This window comes from Streptomyces sp. NBC_01808 (assembly GCF_035917395.1).
Taxonomy (GTDB): Bacteria; Actinomycetota; Actinomycetes; order Streptomycetales; family Streptomycetaceae; genus Streptomyces.
Genome location: NZ_CP109072.1, coordinates 7,452,481 through 7,472,038 on the forward strand (window position 1 = coordinate 7,452,481; position 19,558 = coordinate 7,472,038).

Here is a 19,558-nt window from a genome sequence, read left to right on the forward strand (position 1 = left end):
GGGGACCGCAACTCATCGCCGCGCAGGTTTCGTACGGGCGCTGCGGGGCAGGGTCCGGGAAATGGGAGCGCTCCCAATCCCATGTCCCCCACCCCCCTCCCGGAGGAGGAGTCGCAGTGTCATCGCCATCGAACGATCGCACCGACGCGCGGAGCCTGCCCGTCCGCGCCCTCCTGGCCGTCCTGGCCGCCGCCGCGCTCCTGCTGACGCCCTGGACCGGCGGCACCGCCCAGGCCCACGGCTCCGCCGCCGACCCCGTCTCCCGCAACTACGGCTGCTGGCAGCGCTGGGGCAGCGACTTCCAGAACCCGGACATGCAGCAGCAGGACCCCATGTGCTGGCAGGCGTGGCAGCACGACACCAACGGCATGTGGAACTGGAACGGCCTCTACCGCGAGGGAACCGGCGGCAACTTCCAGGCCCACATCCCCGACAACCAGCTCTGCAGCGCCGGCCGCACCCAGGACGGCCGCTACGACTCCATGGACACCCCGGGCCCGTGGAAGACCGACTCCCTCGGCACGAACTTCACCGTCGACGTCCTCGACCAGGCGTACCACGGCGCCGACTACCTCTACGTCTACGTGACCCGGCAGGGCTACGACGCGAAGACCGACGCGCTCGACTGGGCCGATCTGGAGCGCGTGGCCGCCGCGGGACCGTACGGCCCCGCCAACCACTACACCGCGAACGCCAGCGCGCCCGGCCGCAGCGGCCACCACATCGTGTACACCATCTGGAAGGCGTCGCACGCGGACCAGATCTATTTTTTCTGCAGCGACGTGACGTTCTAGCGGCCCCCCGGGCTGGCGGAAGTCCGTAGCCGCCCGGCGTCGTCCCAGCTCAGGCCCGTACCGCGGGTGCTTCGGGATGGCGCAACACTGCGGCAACACACTTCCGCGCGGCGCGCGCCTATGGTGCCGTCATGCCTTCCGCAGCACGCCTGAGAGAGCAGCCCGCCGCCGGCCGGCCGAGCCCGGCCGGCGGCGGTGCGGGCGGTCACGGCACGGCCGCCGCGCGGCGCCGCCGGCTGCGCGCCGACCGGGCGCGGCAGTTGGCCGACCTGCTGCGCGGCCAGGTGCTCGGCGGCGCGTACGCCGACGGCGTGCTCCCGCACGAGTCGGTCCTCGGCGCCGACTACGGCGCCACCCGCAACACCGTGCGCCAGGCACTCGACCTGCTGCGCTCCGAGCGGCTGGTGGAGCGGGTGCCGGGGCTGGGCACGGTGGTCGTCGCGGAGAAGTACGCGCACGGGCTCGACCGGCTGCAGGGCCTGGCCGAGACGCTGCACGAGCACGGCCGCGTCACCAACGAGATCCGCACCGCGGGCCCCGTCGCCGCGCCCGCCTGCGTCGCCGAGCGCCTCGGCGCGCCCGAGGGCGGCGAGGTGCTGTACGTGGAGCGCCTGCGCCGCCTCGGCGGGCTGCCGCTCTCCCTGGACCTCACGTACCTGCCCATGGACATCGGCGTCGGACTCCTCGGCGCCGACCTGGAGAACACCGACATCTTCCGGCTGCTGGAGGAGCTGACCGGGCAGCCCCTGGGCACCGCGGAGATCACCCTGGAGGCCGTCACCGCCGACGCGCACTCCGCCGCCGTGCTCCAGGCGCCGCGCGGCGCCGCGCTGCTCATGCTGGAGCGGCTCACCCACCTGTCCGACGGCCGCCCCGTCGACCTGGAGTTCGTCCGCTTCCGCGGCGACCGGATCACGAGCACCCGGCCCCGCGGATCCCGGAGAACCCGTGGCTCCCGGCGAGACCGCCGCCGCCCCTGCCACCGAAGCCCCCGCCACCGAAGCCCCCGCGACCGCCGATCCGGCTCCGGCCGAGGACCTGGAGACCCCGTGACCGCCCCCGCCCCCGCCGTCCCGGAACTCCGCGACGCCGACGAACTCACCTGCGGCGTCCTCGTCGTCGGCGGCGGCACCGCCGGCACCATGGCCGCCCTCACCGCCGCCGAGCGCGGCGCCGACGTGCTCCTCCTGGAGAAGGCGCACGTCCGCCACTCCGGCGCGCTCGCCATGGGCATGGACGGCGTCAACAACGCCGTCATCCCCGGCCGCGCGGAACCCGACGACTACGTCGCCGAGATCACCCGCGCCAACGACGGCGTCGTCGACCAGTCGGCCGTCCGCCAGACCGCCACCCGCGGCCACGCCATGGTCCGCCGGCTGGAGTCGTACGGCGTGAAGTTCGAGAAGGACGAGCAGGGCCGGTACGCGGTGCGCCAGGTGCACCGCTCCGGCTCGTACGTGCTGCCCATGCCCGAGGGCAAGGACGTCAAGAAGGTCCTCTACCGGCGGCTGCGGCGGCGCGAGATGCGCGAGCGGATCCGCATCGAGAACCGGGTGATGCCCGTCCGCGTGCTCACCGCGGGCGGCCGGGCGGTGGGCGCGGCCGGGTTCGACACCCGCACCGGCCGGTTCGTCGTCGTCCGCGCCGGCGCGGTGATCCTCGCCACCGGCGCGGCCGGCCGGCTCGGGCTGCCCGCCAGCGGGTACCTCTACGGCACGTACGAGAACCCCACCAACGCCGGCGACGGGCACGCCATGGCGTACCACGCGGGCGCCGCGCTCACCGGCATCGAGTGCTTCCAGATCAACCCGCTCATCAAGGACTACAACGGCCCCGCCTGCGCCTACGTCGCCAACCCCTTCGGCGGCTACCAGGTCAACCGGCTCGGCGAGCGGTTCGTCGACTCCGACTACTGGTCGGGCCAGATGATGGCCGAGTTCGCCGCCGAGGTCGCCTCCGACCGCGGCCCCGTCTTCCTGAAGGTCAGCCACCTGCCCGACGAGACCCTGACCGCGCTGGAGTCGATCCTGCACACGACGGAACGGCCCACCCGCGGCACGTTCCACGCCGGCCGCGGCCACGACTACCGCACCCACGACGTCGAGATGCACATCTCCGAGATCGGCCTGTGCGGCGGCCACTCCGCCTCCGGCGTACGCGTCGACGCCCACGCCCGCACCACCGTCCCCGGCCTCTACGCCGCCGGCGACCTGGCCTGCGTCCCGCACAACTACATGATCGGCGCCTTCGTCTTCGGCGACCTCGCCGGCGCGGACGCCGCGGGCGCCGAGGCGTACCGCGGCGAACTGCCCGCGGACCAGCTCGCCGAGGCGCACGAACTCGTCTACCGGCCGCTGCGCAACGCCGGCGGCCCGCCGCAGCAGCAGGTGGAGTACAAGCTGCGGCGCTTCGTCAACGACTACGTGGCGCCGCCCAAGAGCGCCGCGCGGCTGTCGCTGGCGCTGGAGAGCTTCGAGCGGATGCGCACGGAGATCGCCGCGATGGGCGCGCGGACGCCGCACGAGCTGATGCGCTGCGCCGAGGTCACCTTCATCCGCGACTGCGCCGAGATGGCCGCGCGCGCCTCCCTGGCCCGCACCGAGTCCCGCTGGGGCCTGTACCACCGGCGCACCGACCACCCGGAGCGCGACGACGAGCGCTGGCTGCACCATCTGGACCTGCGCAAGTCGCCGTCCGGCGCGATGGAGTTCACCGCCCGCCCGGTCGAGCCCTACGTGGTGCCGGTCGCCGGGTACGAGCCGCGCGGCGGGCCCGAGCGGCACCTCGGCGAGGTCCGCGGCGAAGCCGTCGCGCGGGCCGGCGGCGAAGCCGCGCCGGGGCCCGCGCCGGTGGCGCGCCGCGAGCCGGCCGCGGCCCACGCGCCCGCGGGCGACCCGCGCATCCTCGGCGTACTGGCGCTCGCCGAGGAGCAGTTCGCGCTCGACGAGCTGCGGCCCTACCTCACCGACCCGGACGCCGCCGTGCGCCGCGCCGCGGTCGGCGTGCTGACCGAGGCGGCGCCGCCCGGCGCGGGCCCCGCGCTCGCCGAAGCGCTCGCCGACGACGACGCGGCGGTGCGCGCCGGGGCCGCCGCGGCGCTGCGCGAGCTGGTGGAGGTGCTGCCCGCGGACCCGGCGCTGCGCGCCGCGCTGCTGCCCGCGCTCGGGCTGCCCGACGCCGGGGTGCGGGCCGCCGCGCTGGAGGTGCTGCGCGCGCTGCGGCTCGGCGGGGAGGAGGAGTTCGCGCCCGCGCTGGCCGACCCCGAGCCGGCCGTGCGGCTCCAGGCGGTACGGGCCCTGGCCACCGCCGGTGCCGCCGGGGCGCTGGCCCGCGCCGCCGCGGACCCGGCGCGCGAGGTGCGGGTCGCCGCCGCGCACGCGCTGGGTACCGCGGCCGGTGCGGCGGCCCTCGCGCCGCTGCTGCGCGACGAGGACCCGCTCGTACGGGCCGGGGCGCTGACGGCGCTGGCCGCCGCGGGCTGCCCGCCCCCGTACGACGAGACCGCCGCGACCGCCCTCGGCGACGCGGCCTGGGAGGTGCGCAAGGGCGCCGCGACCGCCCTCGGCGCCGCCGCCTCCGCGCGCGCCGTACCGGCCCTGACCGGCGCGCTCGCCGACCCGCACGCCGACGTCCGCCGCGCGGCCGTCCTCGCCCTGCTGGAGCACCGGGACGGCGGCGCCTCCGTCGCCACCGCGCTCGCCACCGTCGCCGCCGACCCGGACGCGGACGTCCGCGCCTACGCCCGCCGCGCCCTGCCGCCCGGCTGACGCGGGCCGCCGTACGGAACACGGGGCTCCGGCGCGCCAACGCCCACGTTGCAAAAGGAACTCGACCGGGGAGCGCGCCGAACGTACGCGCGGAAGGCATGTCTATGATCAGGCATCAGTCAGTCCGGCACCCCCGTCAGCCCGACCGGCCCCCGGCCGCCCGATCGTCGATGGATCTCATATGTCTCTGCACCACGTGCGTAGAAAGGCGGTCCCCCTCGCCGCCGCCGTAGCGATGCTGTCCGTGCTGGCCGCCTGCGGCGGCGACGGTGGCGATGACGGCGATGACAGCGATGACGGCAAGAACAGCGCCTCCCCGGCCGCCGAGGCCGGCGGCGCCACGGACCTGAGCAAGGAGTGCCCGGAGACGATCGTGGTCCAGACGGCGTGGTGGCCGGACATCACCTCCGCCGGCGCCATGTACCAGCTCCTCGGCGACGACATGGACGTCGACGCCAACGCCAAGAAGGTCACCGCCCCGCTCGTCGCCTCCGGCGGCAAGGACACCGGCGTGAAGCTGGAGCTGCGCTCCGGCGGCCCGGCGATCGGCTTCAACCCGACGTCCTCGCAGATGTACACGGACGACAGCATCCACCTCGGCATCCCCCAGGGCTTCGACGAGGCGATCCAGAACTCCGACAAGCAGCCGACGCTCGCGGTGATGTCGCTGCTGGCGAAGAACCCGCAGGTCATCATGTGGGACCCGGAGAAGCACCCGGACGTGAAGTCGATCGAGGACATCGGCAAGACCGACACCACCGTCGTCTACGTCCCCACGCCCTACATGGACTACCTGACCAGCAAGGGCATCCTGAAGAAGGACCAGGTCGACAGCTCCGGCGACGGCTCCCCGGCGCGCTTCGTCGCCGCCGGCGGCGACATCGCCACCTCGGGGTACGCCACCGAGGACCCGTACATCTACGAGGAGGAGCTGCCCGACTGGGGCAAGCCGGTCGAGTCGCAGCTCGCGTACGAGTACTACCCGAACCCCGGCCCCTCGCCGATGATCCGCCCGGCGGACAAGGCCGAGCTGGCGCCGTGCCTGAAGAAGCTCGTGCCCGTCATCCAGCAGGGCGCGGTCGACCTGATGGAGAACCCGGACCCGGTGATCGACAAGGTCATCGAGCTGCGCGACGCCTTCAAGGCCGACCAGCCGTTCTCCAAGGGCGTCGGGAAGTACTCGGTGGAGCAGATGCAGGCCCTCGACCTCGTCGCCGACCCCGGCAAGCCGGTCGGCGAGTTCGACACCGGGCGGGTGCAGGAGCTGATCGACGTCGCCGGTCCTGTCTTCGAGGCGCAGAAGAAGCCGATCAAGGACGGGCTGACGCCCGAGGACCTGGTGACCAACGAGTTCATCGACACCTCGATCACGCTCGGCGGCGAGTGAGACCGGTGGCTGCGGGTACGGAGGCGGACATGACGGTTGACGGGGACCCGGCCGGGCGCGAGGGGAGAATGCCGCTGCCGGACGCGCGCAAGGCCCACCCCTCGCGGTTCTGGGACTACGTGCTGGGCGGCCGTGACAACGTGCACGCCGACCGCGACCTGCTGGAGGAGGCCGAGCACGTCATGCCCGACCTCAAGGTGCTCACGCGGGAGCAGCGGCTCTTCGTCGACCGCACCGTCGAGTACTGGGTCGGCGAGGCCGGGGTGCGGCAGATCCTCGACATCGGCGGGGGCATGCCCACGGACATCTACGACAACGTCCACGAGGTCGCCCACCGCATCGCGCCGGACACGCGGGTCGTGTACGTCGACAAGAACCCCGTCGCCGTCGCGCACATGGCGGCCCTCCAGGCCGACGGCGAGTACACGGTGGCCCTCGAAGGCGACGTGCGCGACCCGGACACCATCCTCTTCGACGAAGTCGTCAGGTCCACCCTGGACTTCACGATGCCCGTCGGCGTCCTGCTCTCGGGCATCCTGCACTTCATCACCGACGAGGAGGACCCGGCGGCCATCGTGTCCCGGATCCACGAGGCGGTGGTGCCGGGCAGCTTCCTGTCGGTCAACCACATCTCGTCCGACGTCGACCCGCGCGTGCCGGACGTCATCGAGATCTTCCGCCGGTCCAGCGACCCGCTGATCGACCGGGGCCGCGCGGAGCTGGAGCGGATCCTCGCGCCCTGGACCCCGGTCGAGCCGGGCCTGGTTCCGGTGAGCCAGTGGCGCCCGGCCGGCGAGGTGCGACACGCGTGCGACGCCTACGGGGCGGTGCTCCGCAAGGCGTGAGACGAACCGCGCCGGTACGGCGCGTGCGGTGACGGCCGCCGCCGGGGACGCCCCGGCGGCGGCCGTCCGCGTGCGGTGCGGGTCCGGACCCGCCGCCGTGAATGCGCCGCCTTCCGGCGGCCGCCCGCCGGGAATTGACGAATAGTCCCCGTCCGGACACCCCCGGTGAATACACGCCTCCTTTTCCGGCGGTTCAGGCTGGTGTCAAGCGGCCGCCAAGCCGACGTAAAGTCAAAGGCAAGTGGGAGCTGGGAGGATCCGGGCATGTTCCCAGGCCGACCGCGGGGTGTTCACCCTTGCCCACGCCTGCTTCGGGCAGTACGGCTAGGAATTTGCGGTTCCGATGACTAAAGCGAGGTCGACCCCCTTGGAGGGAAGAATGCCCGAGGCCGCCAAGCTGGAAACCATCTATTCGGCCGTCGAGGAGACCTCCCGGTTGGTGGATGCGCCGTGTTCCCGGGAGAAGGTCTGGCCGGCCCTGGACACCTTCGGCAAGTGGCTCGGGGACGACGCCCACATCATCTTCAGCATGGGGACGGGTGAGCGTTACCGGGGCGAGCTGGCCTTCGACTTCACCCTGCCCACCGAGACGGGCGACCCCTATGCCGCCGCGGTGGCCGGCGGTCTGCTGGACAAGACCGACCATGCGATCACGGGGCTTTTCCCCGAGATCCGCGACCGCTTTCCCGTCGACGCCTATGCCGTGGATTTCGGCGTCGTCGGTGGTTTCCGGAAAGCGGTGACCTTCTTCCCGCTCGCCAAGCCGCAGAGCATGAAGGCGCTCGCCGAACTGCCGTCGATGCCGCCGGGCCTCGCCGAGCACGCCGATTCCTTCGCCGGGGCCGGTCTCGACGGCAAGGTCTCCGCCATCGGCGTCGACTACCGCAGCCGCAGCTGGAACCTCTACATCAGCGGGCTCACCTCCGAGTACACGCGCCCGGACGCCATCGTCCCCACCCTCCGCGGCATGGGGCTGCCGGAGCCGAGTGAGCACATGCTGGAGTTCATCGGCACCTCGTACGCCATGTACCCGACCTTCGGCTGGGACACCACCCGGATCGAGCGCATGTGCTTCTCCACCCGGACCTCGGACCCCGATCTGCTGCCGTCCCGGATAGCGCCCGAGGTCGGGAAGTTCGCCCGCGACATGCCGACCGTGCACGGCGGCGACCCGACTTACGTCTACGCCGGCACGGTGGCGAGAGGCGAGGAGTTCTTCAAACTCGCCTCGTATTACCAGATGTCATCTCAGGTTTCCGACCGGGTACGTCCCGCGGACTGAAACCGGCCGAAAAGCAAGTGAGCACAAGGAGCCGAGCATGACCGAGACCCGAGAACGCACCGAACCCGAGGACCCGGCCACGCTGTCCGTCCACCTCCGCAACCACGAACCCGCACCTGCCGGAAACGCCTCCACCCGGCGTTCCGGCGCAACCGGGGGAGGCTCCTGATGGCCGCTCCCGTGCTCATCGCCGGCGGCGGCATCGGCGGGCTCACCACCGCCCTGAGCCTGCACGCCGCCGGCATCGACTCGCTCGTCGTCGAGAGCGCCCGCCGCATCGAACCCCTCGGCGTCGGCATCCAACTCCTCACCCACGGTGTCCGCGAGCTGACCGAACTGGGCCTCGGCGACGAACTCGCCGAACTCGGCGTGCCCACCGCCGAGTACTTCTTCTGCGACAAGTCAGGCAACAAGCTCTTCGCCCAGCCCCGCGGCAAGGCGACCGGCTCCGACTGGCCGCAGTACTGCATCCACCGGGGCGAACTGCACCTGATGCTCCTGGACGAGGTCCGCAGCCGGCTCGGCGCCGACGCCGTCCGCACCGGCACCCGGCTGCACGACTTCACCCAGCACGGCGACGGCGTCGAGGTCGTCGTGACGGACCGCGACAGCGGTGCCACCGAGACCCTCCAAGCCGCCGCGCTGATCGGCGCGGACGGGCTGAACTCCACGGTCCGCGCCCGGCTGCACCCCGACGAGAGGGAGCTGGCCTGGTCCGGCCAGCGGATGTGGCGCGGCGTGACGGAGGGCGTTCCGCCCTTCCTCACCGGCCGCTCCTGGGTCGGGGCGAGCGACGGCGACGTGACGCTCGTCGCGTACCCGATCGGCAAGGACCGCACCAACTGGGTCTGCCTGGTACGGGTCGCCGAGCCCGGCCTGCTGCCCGAGGCCGCCGACGGCCCGGTCGACGACCGCCGCGAGGGCCTGCTCAAGGAGGTGCTGTCGCACTACGAGGGCTGGTCGCTGGGCTGGCTCGACGTGCGCGACCTGCTGGAGCGCTCCGGGGACGTCCTGGAGTACCCCATGGTCGACCGCGATCCGCTGCCCGCCTGGGGCAGCGGCCGGGTCACGCTCCTCGGCGACGCCGCCCACCCCATGTATCCGGCGGGCGGCAACGGCGCGGCCCAGGCGGTCCTCGACGCGCGGGTGCTCGCATACGAGCTGGCGCGGGCGGACGGGGACGTGCCGGCGGGGCTGGCCGCGTACGAGCGCACCCGTCTGGAGGAGGCCAACGGCGTCGTCATGGCCGCCAGGGCCATGGAGCGGGCTACGAGCCCCGACACCTGGGACCGCGCCCGGGTCACGCAGATGATGGAGATGTACCGGAAGAAGGCCGAGAGCGAGGTGGCGCAGCTCAACTCCCGCCCCTCCTACACCCCGCCGCGCCGGGAGTAGAGCCGCCGGTCACGACCGGCCCCGGCCGGAACGAGGACTCGGTGCGCGGGCACGCAGCGGTGCCCGCGGCGTCCCGGCGACGGGAACACCGCGGAGTCGAGACCGAAGGGGCCCGCCGGCGTCCGCCGGCGGGCCCCGGCTGCTCTCCGACGCATCCCCGCACCCGCCCCGGCCGGGCCGGCTCCGGCTTCCGGCCGCGGGACCCGCGCGTACGTCCGCAGCCGTCCCCCACGGCGGCGTACGCGCTTCTCCCCACGGCACCACCGACCACATCCGACACATGCGCCAGGAGACGCCATGACCCCGTCCGTGTCCCGACCACCCGACACCGCCGCTCCGGTGTTCACCGACCACCACGACCTGCGGGCCCGCAACCTCCTGGCCGTCGAGCAGTACATGCGGACCGGCGCGGAGGCCCGGCTGCGCCGCTACACCCTCTACACCGACGAGGGCACCGCGTCGCTCTTCTACACCGACATGGGGCGGCCCATCGTCGTCAGGGGGCGCGAGAAGCTGAAGCGCCACGGCGAGTTGTCGATGCAGGTACTGCCGGACTGGCAGTGGCACGACGTGCACATCTACCAGACGCAGGACCCGTCGGTCATCTGGGTCGAGTGCCAGGGCGAGGGCACCATCCGCTTCCCCGGCTATCCCCAGGGCCGCTACCGCAACCACTTCATCCACGGCTTCACCCTCAGCGACGGACAGATCCTGGCGAGCCGCGAGTACACCAACCCGATCGAGCACATGCGCGCGCTGAGCATCGAGACCCCCCACATCGAGCGGGACTGGATCCCCTCCTGACGGGCGCGTCCCACGCCGCGTGCCGGGGTCGCCTACCCGGCGGGTAATCGACCCCGGTCCGCCCTGCTGCGAAGATCGGCAGGGTACGGACCGCGCGAGCGAACGGAAGGACCGCCATGACCGCCTACGTCATCGCCAAGCTGCAGGACGCCGCCCCCCACCCGGAGGTCGCCGACTACATCGAGCGGCTGCCGGCCACCTTCGAGCCGTACGGCGGCCGCTTCCTCGTGCACGCCACGCCGCACGAGGTGAAGGAGGGCGACTGGCCCGGGGGCGTGGTCATGATCGGCTTCCCCGGCATCGCCGAGGCGCGGGCCTGGTGGGACTCGCCGGCCTACCGGGAGCTGGCGCCGCTGCGTTCGCGGCACATCGACGGCGACATCATCCTTGTCGAGGGCGTGCCCGAGGACTACGTCCCGACCGCCGCGGTCCGCGCGATCCGCGAGGCCGCCGCCGGGGGCGCCGCGTAGCGGCGGGGCGGTACGCCGCGGACGCCGGGCCTCCGTACGGCCGGGCGCGCGGAATCCGGATTTCCGTGTGCACCCTTTCCGTCCGGTGACCGGCAGCGCTTAGCCGGCGCCGGTTCGACGGCAGTTCGACATGTACCGAAGGCTTGGACGCGGGGTCGAAACTCGTGGAATCCGCACCTTGCGGACAAGATCCCACACATCCACGAGGAGGACGTTTTGACCAGCACCAGAAAGGCGGCCGCGGCGGCGGCGACAGCACTCCCGGACGACCCGCGGCCCCGCCCCGGCGGCGACGGCGCCGGCGACTCCGGCGCGTACTCCGTGCTCGACTTCCTGACCGACGGCGAGAACGACGCCGCCGGCCGCCAGTTGGTCCAGCTCTTCTCGGGCTACCTCTGCACCCCCGTCGCCGTCGCGATCGTCGAGTGAGGCATCCTCGGCCGGTTAGCGGGCAAGGCGCTCACCCCGGAGGACATCGCGAAGGACGCGGGCACCGACCCGGACGCCACGGGCCGGCTGCCGCGTGCGGGGATGGCCGTCGGGCTGCTCTCCGGGGACGAGGAGCAGATTCCGGCTGTCCCGGGCCGGCGAGCGGCTCGGCCCGGACTGCCGGCGCCTCGCGGGTCGTGGACGTCGGCGGCAACCGGGGCACGATGCTCGCCCGGCTCCTCAAGGCGCTGCCCGACGCGGCCGGGGTGATCGCCGACCGCGCCGAGGCCATGGCGACGGCCCCGGACTTCCTCGGCGCCGCCGGCGCGTCCCACGAGTGCACGTGAGCGAGGCCCGCCGCGCGGGACGGCACCCCCGTGGCGCGGCTCGAAGTCCCATCGGTGGCCGGTACGGACACCGGGGCACGGTTCGTCGGCGTCCCCGCGCCGACCGCGCACGAACCGTGCCCGCCCCGGAAACGGACCCGGGGAAGCGCCCCGCCCGGCCTGCGCGCCGGCCGCGGGAGGACGCGAACCCCGGCCGGCGGGTGCCGGCCGGGGCGAGGTGCCGTGTGCCGCGTGCGCTGTTCCGGGGCTAGAAGACGCTGACGCCGTAGGCGTTCAGGGCCTCGACGACCGGCTGGTAGAACGTCGTGCCGCCGGAGGAGCAGTTGCCGCTGCCGCCGGAGGTCAGGCCGAGGGCCGTGCTGCCGGCGAAGAGCGGGCCGCCGCTGTCGCCGGGCTCGGCGCAGACGTTCGTCTGGATCATGCCGTACACGACGTCGCCGCCGCCGTAGTTGACGGTGGCGTTCAGGCCCGTGACGGACCCGCCGTGCAGACCGGTGGTGCTGCCGCTACGCCGGACGGACTGGCCGACCGAGGGGTTGGCGGCGGTGGTGATGTCCTGGTACTGCCCGTTCCACAGGTACACCCGGCCGTCCGCCGCTGCGGGGTTGGAGTGCCGGATGATGCCGTAGTCGTTCGTCGGGAAGCTGGTGCCGGCCCTGGTGCCGATGGACCACGAGCTGCCGATGTTGGTGCAGTGACCGGCGGTGAGGGCGTACTTGGTGCCGTCGCCGCTCTGGACGTTGAAGCCGAGCGAGCAGCGGGCGCCGCCGGTGGTGATGGCCTCGCCGCCGGCGATGTACTTGGTGAACTTGCCGTTGGTGCGCTGGACGTCGACGGCTCCGGCATGTTCGCCGGCCGCCTCGGTGATCTCGGCCACCTCGGCCTTCGAGACGGTGCTGTCGACGGTGACCACGACGGTGTCGCTGGCGCGGTCGACGTACCAGGCGCTGCCCGCGACGTCCGCTTCGCCGACCGCCTGGTCGACGGCCCGGAGTTCGGCCGCGCTGAACGAGGGTGAGGCCTCCTGTGCGTTCGCACCCGCGGGCAGCGCGAGCGCTGCCACGGCGGCGAGGCCGGCGGTCGCGGTGATGAACCGCAGTTTGCCGCGGGAAGCCCCGGTGGGGGTGGTGCGAGGAATCTTCACAGATGTCTCCTCTGGTCTGGGGGAAACCAGGGCCCGAAGTGACGGGCCCGTGAGACACACCGTCAGCGGCCCGGTTTTTGCCGTGCCCCTGACATGTCGTAGGGGAGTCTTGGGCACCCGGCGGCGAAGCGCAAGACCGCCCCGGGAGCGGTCCGCCCCGTGCGCCCCGCGGGCACGCCCACGCCCCACGCGTACGCCCGGCCGCGCCCCGCCGCGGCACGCCCGCCCAAATGCCCGCGGGATCCGGCCCCGTGACGACCGCCCCAGCGGTTTTCGACCCGTACTCTATGAAGGCGCACATTCACGTCACGACGCCGGCGCGGCGTATTGAACATACCGCCGGAATCAGAATGGCAAATCATTGCCACGCATCCGCGCAGAGTCGCTTGCGCGTATTGAAACGGCCCGGCGGGCGGATATGGTGCTGGAGTAGATCCGATCCGTACAAGGGGCAAGGGGGGCACGACCCGGTGGTGCGTGTTTCAGTCCGATCTTCCACCGTGGCCGCACCTCCACTGCGGCACCTCCACATCCCGAGTGCCCGACCTGCGCAGTGGTTTGCCCGCGGCGCGCCCAGGTCGGCCGGGAATTCCACCCGGACCCGCTGACGCGCGGGTCCTGTTCGCTGCACTAACCGGGAATTCCATGGAAACCGCCGGTGCCGCAAGGGCGTTCGACACCCACGTCCCCGGCGGCCGTTGACCGTATTCAGGACGACGGAGTCCGCACGGTCCATACCCTCCCATCCGCCCTCAGCGTAAAAGGGAAGCGAGAGCACGTATGTCCACAGATAAAGAGGTACGGGACCACAACCGCGCCATCGTCGACAAGTACATGCACTGCCGCGGCCAGGACCGGCTGGAGCGGCACCTGCTGTTCACCGAGGACGGCACCGGCGGCCTGTGGACCACGGAAACCGGCGAGCCCATCGTCATCAGCGGCCGCGACACCCTCGGCGAGCACGCCGTCTGGTCGCTGAAGTGCTTCCCCGACTGGGCCTGGATCAACATCGAGATATTCGACACCCAGGACCCCAACCGCTTCTGGGTGGAGTGCGACGGCGAAGGCAAGATCCTCTTCCCCGGTTACGAACCCGGCCACTACCGCAACCACTTCCTGCACTCCTTCCTCTTCGAGGACGGCAAGATCAAGCAGCAGCGCGAGTTCATGAACCCCTGCCAGCAGTTCCGCGCCCTGGGCATCGAAGTGCCCTCGGTACGCCGCGAAGGCATCCCGACCTGACCGCTGCCGGCCCATCACCCGCGAACCTCGACACGCACACCCGGCAGGGGGAGACCGTGCCAACCTCAGTCCAGGACTTCCACGCACGACCCGCGCTCCAGCAACCCGTGTGGGAGGACACCGGCCAGGTGCGACGGGTACGCGAGGCCCTCGACGCCGCGCCGCCGCTCGTCACCGACGACGGCGCGGCGCGGCTGCGGCGCGCACTCGCCGACGTCGCCGAGGGACGCGCCCACCTCATCCAGGCCGGCGACTGCGCGGAAGACCCCGCGGAGTCCACCCCGTACCACGTGCGGCGCAAGAGCGCGCTCCTCGACGCGCTCGCCGGCACCGCGACCGGGATCACCGGCCGCCCCGCCCTGCGCGTCGGCCGCATGGCCGGGCAGTTCGCCAAACCCCGCTCCAAGCCCGTCGAGCAGATCGGCGACACCACCCTGCCCGTCTACCGCGGGCACATGGTCAACGCCCCCGAGCCCGACGCCCAGGCGCGCCGCCCCGACCCGCGGCGCATCCTCACCTGCTTCCGCGCCGCCCAGGCCGTCGTACGCGAACTCGACAGCGTCAACGCCGGCCGCCCCGACGCGGAACAGGTGTGGATCAGCCACGAGGCGCTGCTCCTCGACTACGAGACGCCGATGCTGCGGCGCACCGCCACCGGAGCGAGCTACCTCGCCTCCGCACACCTGCCGTGGGTCGGCGAGCGCACCCGCCGCCCCGACGGCGCCCACGTCGGGCTGCTGGCCGGCGTCGTCAACCCCGTGGCGTGCAAGGTCGGTTCCGGCACCACCGCCGAGGACATCACCGAACTCGCCGCCCGCCTCGACCCCGACCGCAGCCCCGGGCGCCTCGTGCTCATCGCCCGCATGGGCGCCGGCTTCGTCACCAGCCGGCTGCCCGCCCTCGTCCAGGCCGTGCACGCCGCAGGACACCCCGCCGTATGGATCTGCGACCCCATGCACGGCAACACCATCACAGGACCCGACGGGCTGAAGACCCGCCTCATGGGCGCCATGCTCGCCGAGATCCACGGCTTCTGCGACGTCGTCGGCGCCGCCGGCGGCACCAACGGCGGACTCCACCTGGAGACCACCCCGGACCCGGTCACCGAATGCGCCACCGACGTGGCCGCCATCGGCTCCGCCGGCCGGCGCACCACCTTCTGCGACCCCCGGCTCAACCCCGGCCAGGCACACCGGCTCGTCGCCGCGTGGGCCGAGGCCCGCTGACAGCCACCCGGGCACCGGGCCCTTCCCGGCCCCGGCGGCGCGGCCCCGCCCCTCAGCCCGCGCACCCAGCGCACCCTGAAAGGAGCCCCACCGTGGTCGGCATACCCGCCATCGACCCGTACGAGCTGCCGACGGCAGAGACCCTGCCGGCCAACCTCGCGGCGTGGACCCCCGACCCCGCCCGCGCGGCGCTCGTCGTCCACGACATGCAGCGGTTCTTCCTGCGCCCCTTCCCCGAACCGGTCCGCGGCCAGCTCGTCCACAACGCGGCGCTGCTCCGCAAGCGCGCCGCCGGACTCGGCGTCCCCGTCGCCTACTCCGCACAGCCCGGCGGCATGACCCCCGAAGAGCGCGGCCTGCTCGTCGACTTCTGGGGCCCCGGCATGCGCACCGCACCGGAAGACCGCGAGGTCGTCCCCGAACTCGCCCCCGCCGACGGCGACTGGCTGCTCACCAAGTGGCGCTACAGCGCCTTCCACAAGTCCGGGCTGCTCGACCGGCTGCGCGCCGAGGGCCGTGACCAGCTCGTGCTGTGCGGCGTCTACGCCCACGTCGGCGTACTGGCCACCGCCATCGACGCGTTCACCCACGACATCCAGGTGTTCCTCGCCGCCGACGCCGTCGCCGACTTCTCCGCCGACCGGCACCGCATGACCCTCGACTACGTCGCCCAGCGCTGCGGCATGGTCGTCCCGAGCGCGGAGATCTTCGCATGACCACCGCCCCCGGACCCCGCCAGGACGCCGCCGGCTCCGGCACCGCGCTGCTCGACCGGCTGCTGGCCGGGCCCCTCCCGCCCGCGTACGCCCTCCTGCACCGCCCGGAGAGCGGCACCCCGGGAACCGTCGACGTCCTCCTCGGCGACGTCACCCACCCCCGCACCCTCGCCGGGCTCCCGCTGCCCGCCCAGGCCGCGGAACCGCCCGCCGCCACCGCCCACCGCGCGCTCCTCGTCGTGCCCTACCGGCAGCTCACCGAACGCGGCTTCGCCGCCCCCGACGACGGCGCGCCCCTCATCGCCATGAACGTCACCGAGCAGGCCGCCGTGCCGCTCGCCGACACCCTCGCCCGGCTCCCCGACACCCCCGCCGCGCTCACCGGCCACCGCTTCGACCTCTCCGACGAGGAGTACGCCGACGTCGTACGGCGCGTCGTGACCGGCGAGATCGGCACCGGCGAAGGCGCCAACTTCGTCATCAAGCGCACCCTCCTCGCCGACGTCGGCGACGACCCCGCGCGCGCCGCGCTGACCGTCTTCCGGCGGCTCATCGCCCTGGAGCCCAGCGCCTACTGGACGTTCGCCATCCACGCCGACGGCCGCACCTTCGTCGGCGCCACCCCCGAACGGCACCTCTCCGTCCACGAGGGCCGCGCCGTGATGAACCCCATCAGCGGCACCTACCGCTACCCCGCCGGCGGCCCCACCCTCGACGGCCTCACCGCCTTCCTGCGCGACCGCAAGGAGACCGACGAGCTGTACATGGTGCTCGACGAGGAACTGAAGATGATGTCCCGCATCTGCCCCGCCGGCGGCCGGGTCACCGGGCCCGCGCTGAAGGAGATGGCGCGGCTCGCCCACACCGAGTACTTCATCGAGGGCCACACCACCCGCGACATCCGCGACGTGCTGCGCGAAACGCTCTTCGCGCCGACCGTCACCGGCAGCCCCGTCGAAAGCGCCGCCCGCGTCATCGCCCGCCACGAACCCCACGGCCGCGGCTACTACAGCGGCATCGCCGCGCTCGTCAGCGACGAGCCCACCGGCAGCCGCACCCTCGACTCGGCCATCCTCATCCGCACCGCCGACATCGCCGACGACGGGCGGCTCTCACTCTCCGTCGGCGCCACCCTCGTACGCCACTCGTCCCCGGAGGGCGAGGCGGCGGAGACCCGCGCCAAGGCCGCCGCGCTGCTCGACGCCCTCGGCGCGGACGGCACCGCGGACACCACCGCCGGCGCCGCCCGTACCCCGGCGACCGCCGCAGCCGCCGGGGCACGGGCCGCCGAGCCCGCCGGCGGCACCCCGCCCCGCACCCCGGGCTTCGCCGACCACCCCGCCATCCGCGACGTGCTACGCGACCGCAACACCGGCATCGCCGACTTCTGGCTCGCCGCCACCGCCGCCCGCCCGCTGACCGTACCCGCGCTGGAAGGCATGAAGGTCCTCGTCGTCGACGCCGAGGACACCTTCACCGCCATGATGGTCCAGCAGCTCGAAGCCCTCGGCCCCACCGCCGAAGTACGCCGCTTCGACGAGCCCTACGCCGTCGACGGCTTCGACCTCGTCGTCATGGGCCCAGGACCCGGCGACCCCCGCGCCGCCGCCGACCCGAAGATCGCCGCGCTCGACACCGCCGTCGCGGGACTGCTCCGCGACCGCACCCCGTTCCTCGCCGTCTGCCTCAGCCACCAGGTGCTCAGCCTCCGCCTCGGCCTCGACCTCGTCCGCCGCGACCGGCCCAACCAGGGCGTCCAGCGCGCCATCGACCTCTTCGGCCGCCGCGAACACGTCGGCTACTACAACACCTTCGCCGCCGTCAGCCCCGCGGACGCACTCGACATCCCCGACGTCGGCCGCGTCCGCGTCAGCCGCGACCCGGCCACCGGCCAGATCGACGCGCTGCGCGGCCCGCACTTCGCGTCCTACCAGTTCCACGCCGAATCCGTCCTCACCGTCGAAGGACCCCGGCTCATCGGCGACGCCCTGCTCGGGGCGATCGGCCGGTGAGCCACCCGGCGCCCACCACCTGAACCCCCGCCACCCGGGGCCACCCACGAACCCGAATCCGCCCGTCAGGAGCCGTACATGCCCGAACTCGACTACATGCTGGTGGACGCCTTCTCCCGCAAGCCGCTGAGCGGCAACCCCGTCGCAGTGTTCCTCGACGCCAGGGAACTCACCCCCGACCTGATGCAGCGCATCGCCCGGGAGATGAACCTCTCCGAGACCACCTTCGTGCTCCCGCCAGGCGAAGGCGGCGACGCCCGCATCCGCATCTTCACCCCCGTCAACGAACTGCCCTTCGCGGGACACCCCCTCCTCGGCACCGCCGTCGCCCTCGGCGAGACCCGCAAACAGGACGAACTGCACCTGGAAACCGCGATGGGCGTCATCCCCGTCCACCTCACCGACGACGACGGCGCCGTCAAAGTCAGCATGCGCCAGCCCCACCCCGTGTGGGAGCCCTACGCGGAAGCAGACGAACTCCTCGCCGCCCTCGGCGCCGACACCTCCGTCGCCCCCGTCGAGGTCTACCGCAACGGCCCCCGGCACGTCTTCGTCGGCCTCGAAAGCGTCCCCGCGCTCTCCGCACTGCGGCCCGACCACCGCGCCCTGTCCGCGTTCCCCGACATGGCCGCCAACTGCTTCGCGGGACAGGGCCGGCAGTGGCGCGCCCGGATGTTCTCACCCGCGTACGGCGTCGTCGAGGACGCCGCCACCGGCTCGGCCGCGGGCCCCCTCGCCATCCACCTCGCCCGGCACGGCCTCGCCGCCTACGGCGAACAGGTCGAGATACTCCAGGGCGTCGAAATGGGCCGCCCCTCCCTGATGCTCGCCACCGCCGAAGGCGACGGCGAGCGGATCCACGCCGTGCACGTCGGCGGCAACGGCGTCACCGTAGGACGCGGCACCCTCTTCCTCTAGACCCCGCACGCCCGGCGGGCGGCCACCGCAGAAAGGCACCAGATGCACACCAGCAAGTTCGAAAGCCTCACCGTCGAGAACGACGCGGACTTCCCCGAGTACGACGCCCCGCCCGCCGACCCCGTCGCCCTCGTACAGCGCTGGCTCGACCGCGCCGTCGAACTACAGGTCCGCGAACCCAAGGCGCTCGCACTGGCCACCGCAGACAAACGCGGCCGGCCCTCCTCGCGCATCGTCCTCGTCAGCGCCATCGACGACCGCGGCGTACTGTTCACCAGCCACGCCACCAGCCGCAAGGGCCGCGAGATCGAAGAGAACAACTGGGCCGCGGGACTCCTCTACTGGCGCGAGACCGGCCAGCAGATCAAACTCTCCGGACCCGTCGAACCCGTCCCCACCGCCGAATCCGACAGCCTCTGGCAGGCCCGGGCCGTCCCGCTGCACGCCATGTCCGCGGCCTCCCGGCAGAGCGAACCGCTGGCCGACCCGGCGGCGCTGCGCGCAGAAGCCGCCCGCCTCGGCGCCGACGGCAAGGCCCTCGACCGCCCCGAGCGCTTCTACGGCTACCGGCTCCAGCCCCACGACATCGAGTTCTGGGCCCACCGCCCCGACCGGCTCCACCTGCGGCTGCGCTACGACCGCGACGGCGACGGCTGGACCTCCGTCCGCCTCCAGCCGTAGCCGCGCGCGGCGCCCGCGGGCGCCACGCCCCTACCACGGCGAACGGCGCGGGCGGCCGGCGCCCCGGATCCCTCCGGGCCGCCGGCCGCCCGCGCCGCC

The 19,558-nt window shown here is 73.0% G+C and carries 18 protein-coding genes and 1 pseudogene; 18 read left to right on the plus strand and 1 reads right to left on the minus strand.

Annotated elements, in window-relative coordinates; all coding sequences use genetic code 11:
• Positions 1-116 precede the first annotated feature (116 nt).
• From OG946_RS32735 to OG946_RS32790, 12 genes and pseudogenes are all read left to right on the plus strand, one after another.
• Complete coding sequence (locus OG946_RS32735; protein WP_326799561.1) at positions 117-794, plus strand: lytic polysaccharide monooxygenase; 678 nt, start codon at positions 117-119, stop codon at positions 792-794.
• Between the two features lie 131 nt (positions 795-925).
• A pseudogene (locus OG946_RS32740) lies at positions 926-1,711 on the plus strand (GntR family transcriptional regulator); the annotation flags it as partial.
• Between the two features lie 132 nt (positions 1,712-1,843).
• Positions 1,844-4,561, plus strand: a complete 2,718-nt coding sequence (locus tag OG946_RS32745; protein ID WP_326800436.1) for a fumarate reductase/succinate dehydrogenase flavoprotein subunit — start codon at positions 1,844-1,846, stop codon at positions 4,559-4,561.
• Between the two features lie 181 nt (positions 4,562-4,742).
• Positions 4,743-5,948, plus strand: a complete 1,206-nt coding sequence (locus OG946_RS32750; RefSeq protein WP_326799562.1) for a hypothetical protein — start codon at positions 4,743-4,745, stop codon at positions 5,946-5,948.
• Between the two features lie 29 nt (positions 5,949-5,977).
• Complete coding sequence (locus OG946_RS32755; protein WP_326799563.1) at positions 5,978-6,793, plus strand: SAM-dependent methyltransferase; 816 nt, start codon at positions 5,978-5,980, stop codon at positions 6,791-6,793.
• Positions 6,794-7,172: 379 nt separating this feature from the next.
• Positions 7,173-8,075, plus strand: a complete 903-nt coding sequence (locus tag OG946_RS32760) for an aromatic prenyltransferase (protein ID WP_326799564.1) — start codon at positions 7,173-7,175, stop codon at positions 8,073-8,075.
• 37 nt (positions 8,076-8,112) lie between these two features.
• On the plus strand, positions 8,113-8,244 hold the full coding sequence (locus tag OG946_RS32765; RefSeq protein WP_326799565.1) for a hypothetical protein: 132 nt from the start codon (positions 8,113-8,115) through the stop codon (positions 8,242-8,244).
• Positions 8,244-9,470 (plus strand): FAD-dependent monooxygenase, encoded by a 1,227-nt coding sequence (locus OG946_RS32770; protein WP_326799566.1) that lies wholly within the window; start codon positions 8,244-8,246, stop codon positions 9,468-9,470. Before OG946_RS32765 ends, OG946_RS32770 begins: the two co-directional genes overlap by 1 nt.
• Before the next feature lie 297 nt (positions 9,471-9,767).
• Complete coding sequence (locus tag OG946_RS32775) at positions 9,768-10,274, plus strand: PhzA/PhzB family protein (protein WP_326799567.1); 507 nt, start codon at positions 9,768-9,770, stop codon at positions 10,272-10,274.
• A gap of 116 nt (positions 10,275-10,390) precedes the next feature.
• Positions 10,391-10,744, plus strand: coding sequence for a DUF1330 domain-containing protein (locus OG946_RS32780; protein ID WP_326799568.1), 354 nt, complete (start codon positions 10,391-10,393; stop codon positions 10,742-10,744).
• Between the two features lie 216 nt (positions 10,745-10,960).
• Positions 10,961-11,173 carry a hypothetical protein gene (locus tag OG946_RS32785; RefSeq protein WP_326799569.1) on the plus strand — a complete coding sequence of 71 codons (213 nt, stop codon included), beginning with the start codon at positions 10,961-10,963 and terminating at the stop codon, positions 11,171-11,173.
• Positions 11,174-11,370: 197 nt separating this feature from the next.
• On the plus strand, positions 11,371-11,520 hold the full coding sequence (locus tag OG946_RS32790; protein ID WP_326799570.1) for a hypothetical protein: 150 nt from the start codon (positions 11,371-11,373) through the stop codon (positions 11,518-11,520).
• 247 nt (positions 11,521-11,767) lie between these two features.
• On the opposite strand, the gene OG946_RS32795 is transcribed toward OG946_RS32790, so the two are convergent.
• Entirely contained in the window at positions 11,768-12,664 is an 897-nt protein-coding gene (locus OG946_RS32795) for a S1 family peptidase (RefSeq protein WP_442814557.1), read from the minus strand.
• Positions 12,665-13,444: 780 nt separating this feature from the next.
• Between OG946_RS32795 and OG946_RS32800 the strand changes: the two genes are divergently transcribed.
• From OG946_RS32800 to phzG, 6 genes are all read left to right on the plus strand, one after another.
• Positions 13,445-13,906, plus strand: a complete 462-nt coding sequence (locus OG946_RS32800) for a PhzA/PhzB family protein (RefSeq protein ID WP_101420450.1) — start codon at positions 13,445-13,447, stop codon at positions 13,904-13,906.
• A gap of 56 nt (positions 13,907-13,962) precedes the next feature.
• Positions 13,963-15,132 carry a 3-deoxy-7-phosphoheptulonate synthase gene (locus tag OG946_RS32805; RefSeq protein ID WP_326799571.1) on the plus strand — a complete coding sequence of 390 codons (1,170 nt, stop codon included), beginning with the start codon at positions 13,963-13,965 and terminating at the stop codon, positions 15,130-15,132.
• Positions 15,133-15,224: 92 nt separating this feature from the next.
• Positions 15,225-15,848, plus strand: coding sequence for an isochorismatase family protein (locus OG946_RS32810; RefSeq protein WP_326799572.1), 624 nt, complete (start codon positions 15,225-15,227; stop codon positions 15,846-15,848).
• Complete coding sequence (locus tag OG946_RS32815) at positions 15,845-17,860, plus strand: anthranilate synthase family protein (RefSeq protein ID WP_326799573.1); 2,016 nt, start codon at positions 15,845-15,847, stop codon at positions 17,858-17,860. Before OG946_RS32810 ends, OG946_RS32815 begins: the two co-directional genes overlap by 4 nt.
• A gap of 78 nt (positions 17,861-17,938) precedes the next feature.
• Positions 17,939-18,778 carry a PhzF family phenazine biosynthesis protein gene (locus OG946_RS32820; RefSeq protein ID WP_326799574.1) on the plus strand — a complete coding sequence of 280 codons (840 nt, stop codon included), beginning with the start codon at positions 17,939-17,941 and terminating at the stop codon, positions 18,776-18,778.
• Positions 18,779-18,820: 42 nt separating this feature from the next.
• Complete coding sequence (phzG, locus tag OG946_RS32825) at positions 18,821-19,459, plus strand: phenazine biosynthesis FMN-dependent oxidase PhzG (protein WP_326799575.1); 639 nt, start codon at positions 18,821-18,823, stop codon at positions 19,457-19,459.
• Positions 19,460-19,558 lie beyond the last annotated feature (99 nt).

Bases quoted from the DNA above. Each gene is read 5' to 3' on its own strand.
- OG946_RS32755 (WP_326799563.1), top strand. From the start codon at position 5,978: ATGACGGTTGACGGGGACCCGGCCGGGCGCGAGGGGAGAATGCCGCTG.
- OG946_RS32760 (WP_326799564.1), top strand. From the start codon at position 7,173: ATGCCCGAGGCCGCCAAGCTGGAAACCATCTATTCGGCCGTCGAGGAG.
- OG946_RS32775 (WP_326799567.1), top strand. From the start codon at position 9,768: ATGACCCCGTCCGTGTCCCGACCACCCGACACCGCCGCTCCGGTGTTC.
- OG946_RS32815 (WP_326799573.1), top strand. From the start codon at position 15,845: ATGACCACCGCCCCCGGACCCCGCCAGGACGCCGCCGGCTCCGGCACC.
- OG946_RS32820 (WP_326799574.1), top strand. From the start codon at position 17,939: ATGCCCGAACTCGACTACATGCTGGTGGACGCCTTCTCCCGCAAGCCG.
- OG946_RS32765 (WP_326799565.1), top strand. From the start codon at position 8,113: ATGACCGAGACCCGAGAACGCACCGAACCCGAGGACCCGGCCACGCTG.
- OG946_RS32750 (WP_326799562.1), top strand. From the start codon at position 4,743: ATGTCTCTGCACCACGTGCGTAGAAAGGCGGTCCCCCTCGCCGCCGCC.
- OG946_RS32770 (WP_326799566.1), top strand. From the start codon at position 8,244: ATGGCCGCTCCCGTGCTCATCGCCGGCGGCGGCATCGGCGGGCTCACC.
- phzG (WP_326799575.1), top strand. From the start codon at position 18,821: ATGCACACCAGCAAGTTCGAAAGCCTCACCGTCGAGAACGACGCGGAC.
- OG946_RS32780 (WP_326799568.1), top strand. From the start codon at position 10,391: ATGACCGCCTACGTCATCGCCAAGCTGCAGGACGCCGCCCCCCACCCG.
- OG946_RS32800 (WP_101420450.1), top strand. From the start codon at position 13,445: ATGTCCACAGATAAAGAGGTACGGGACCACAACCGCGCCATCGTCGAC.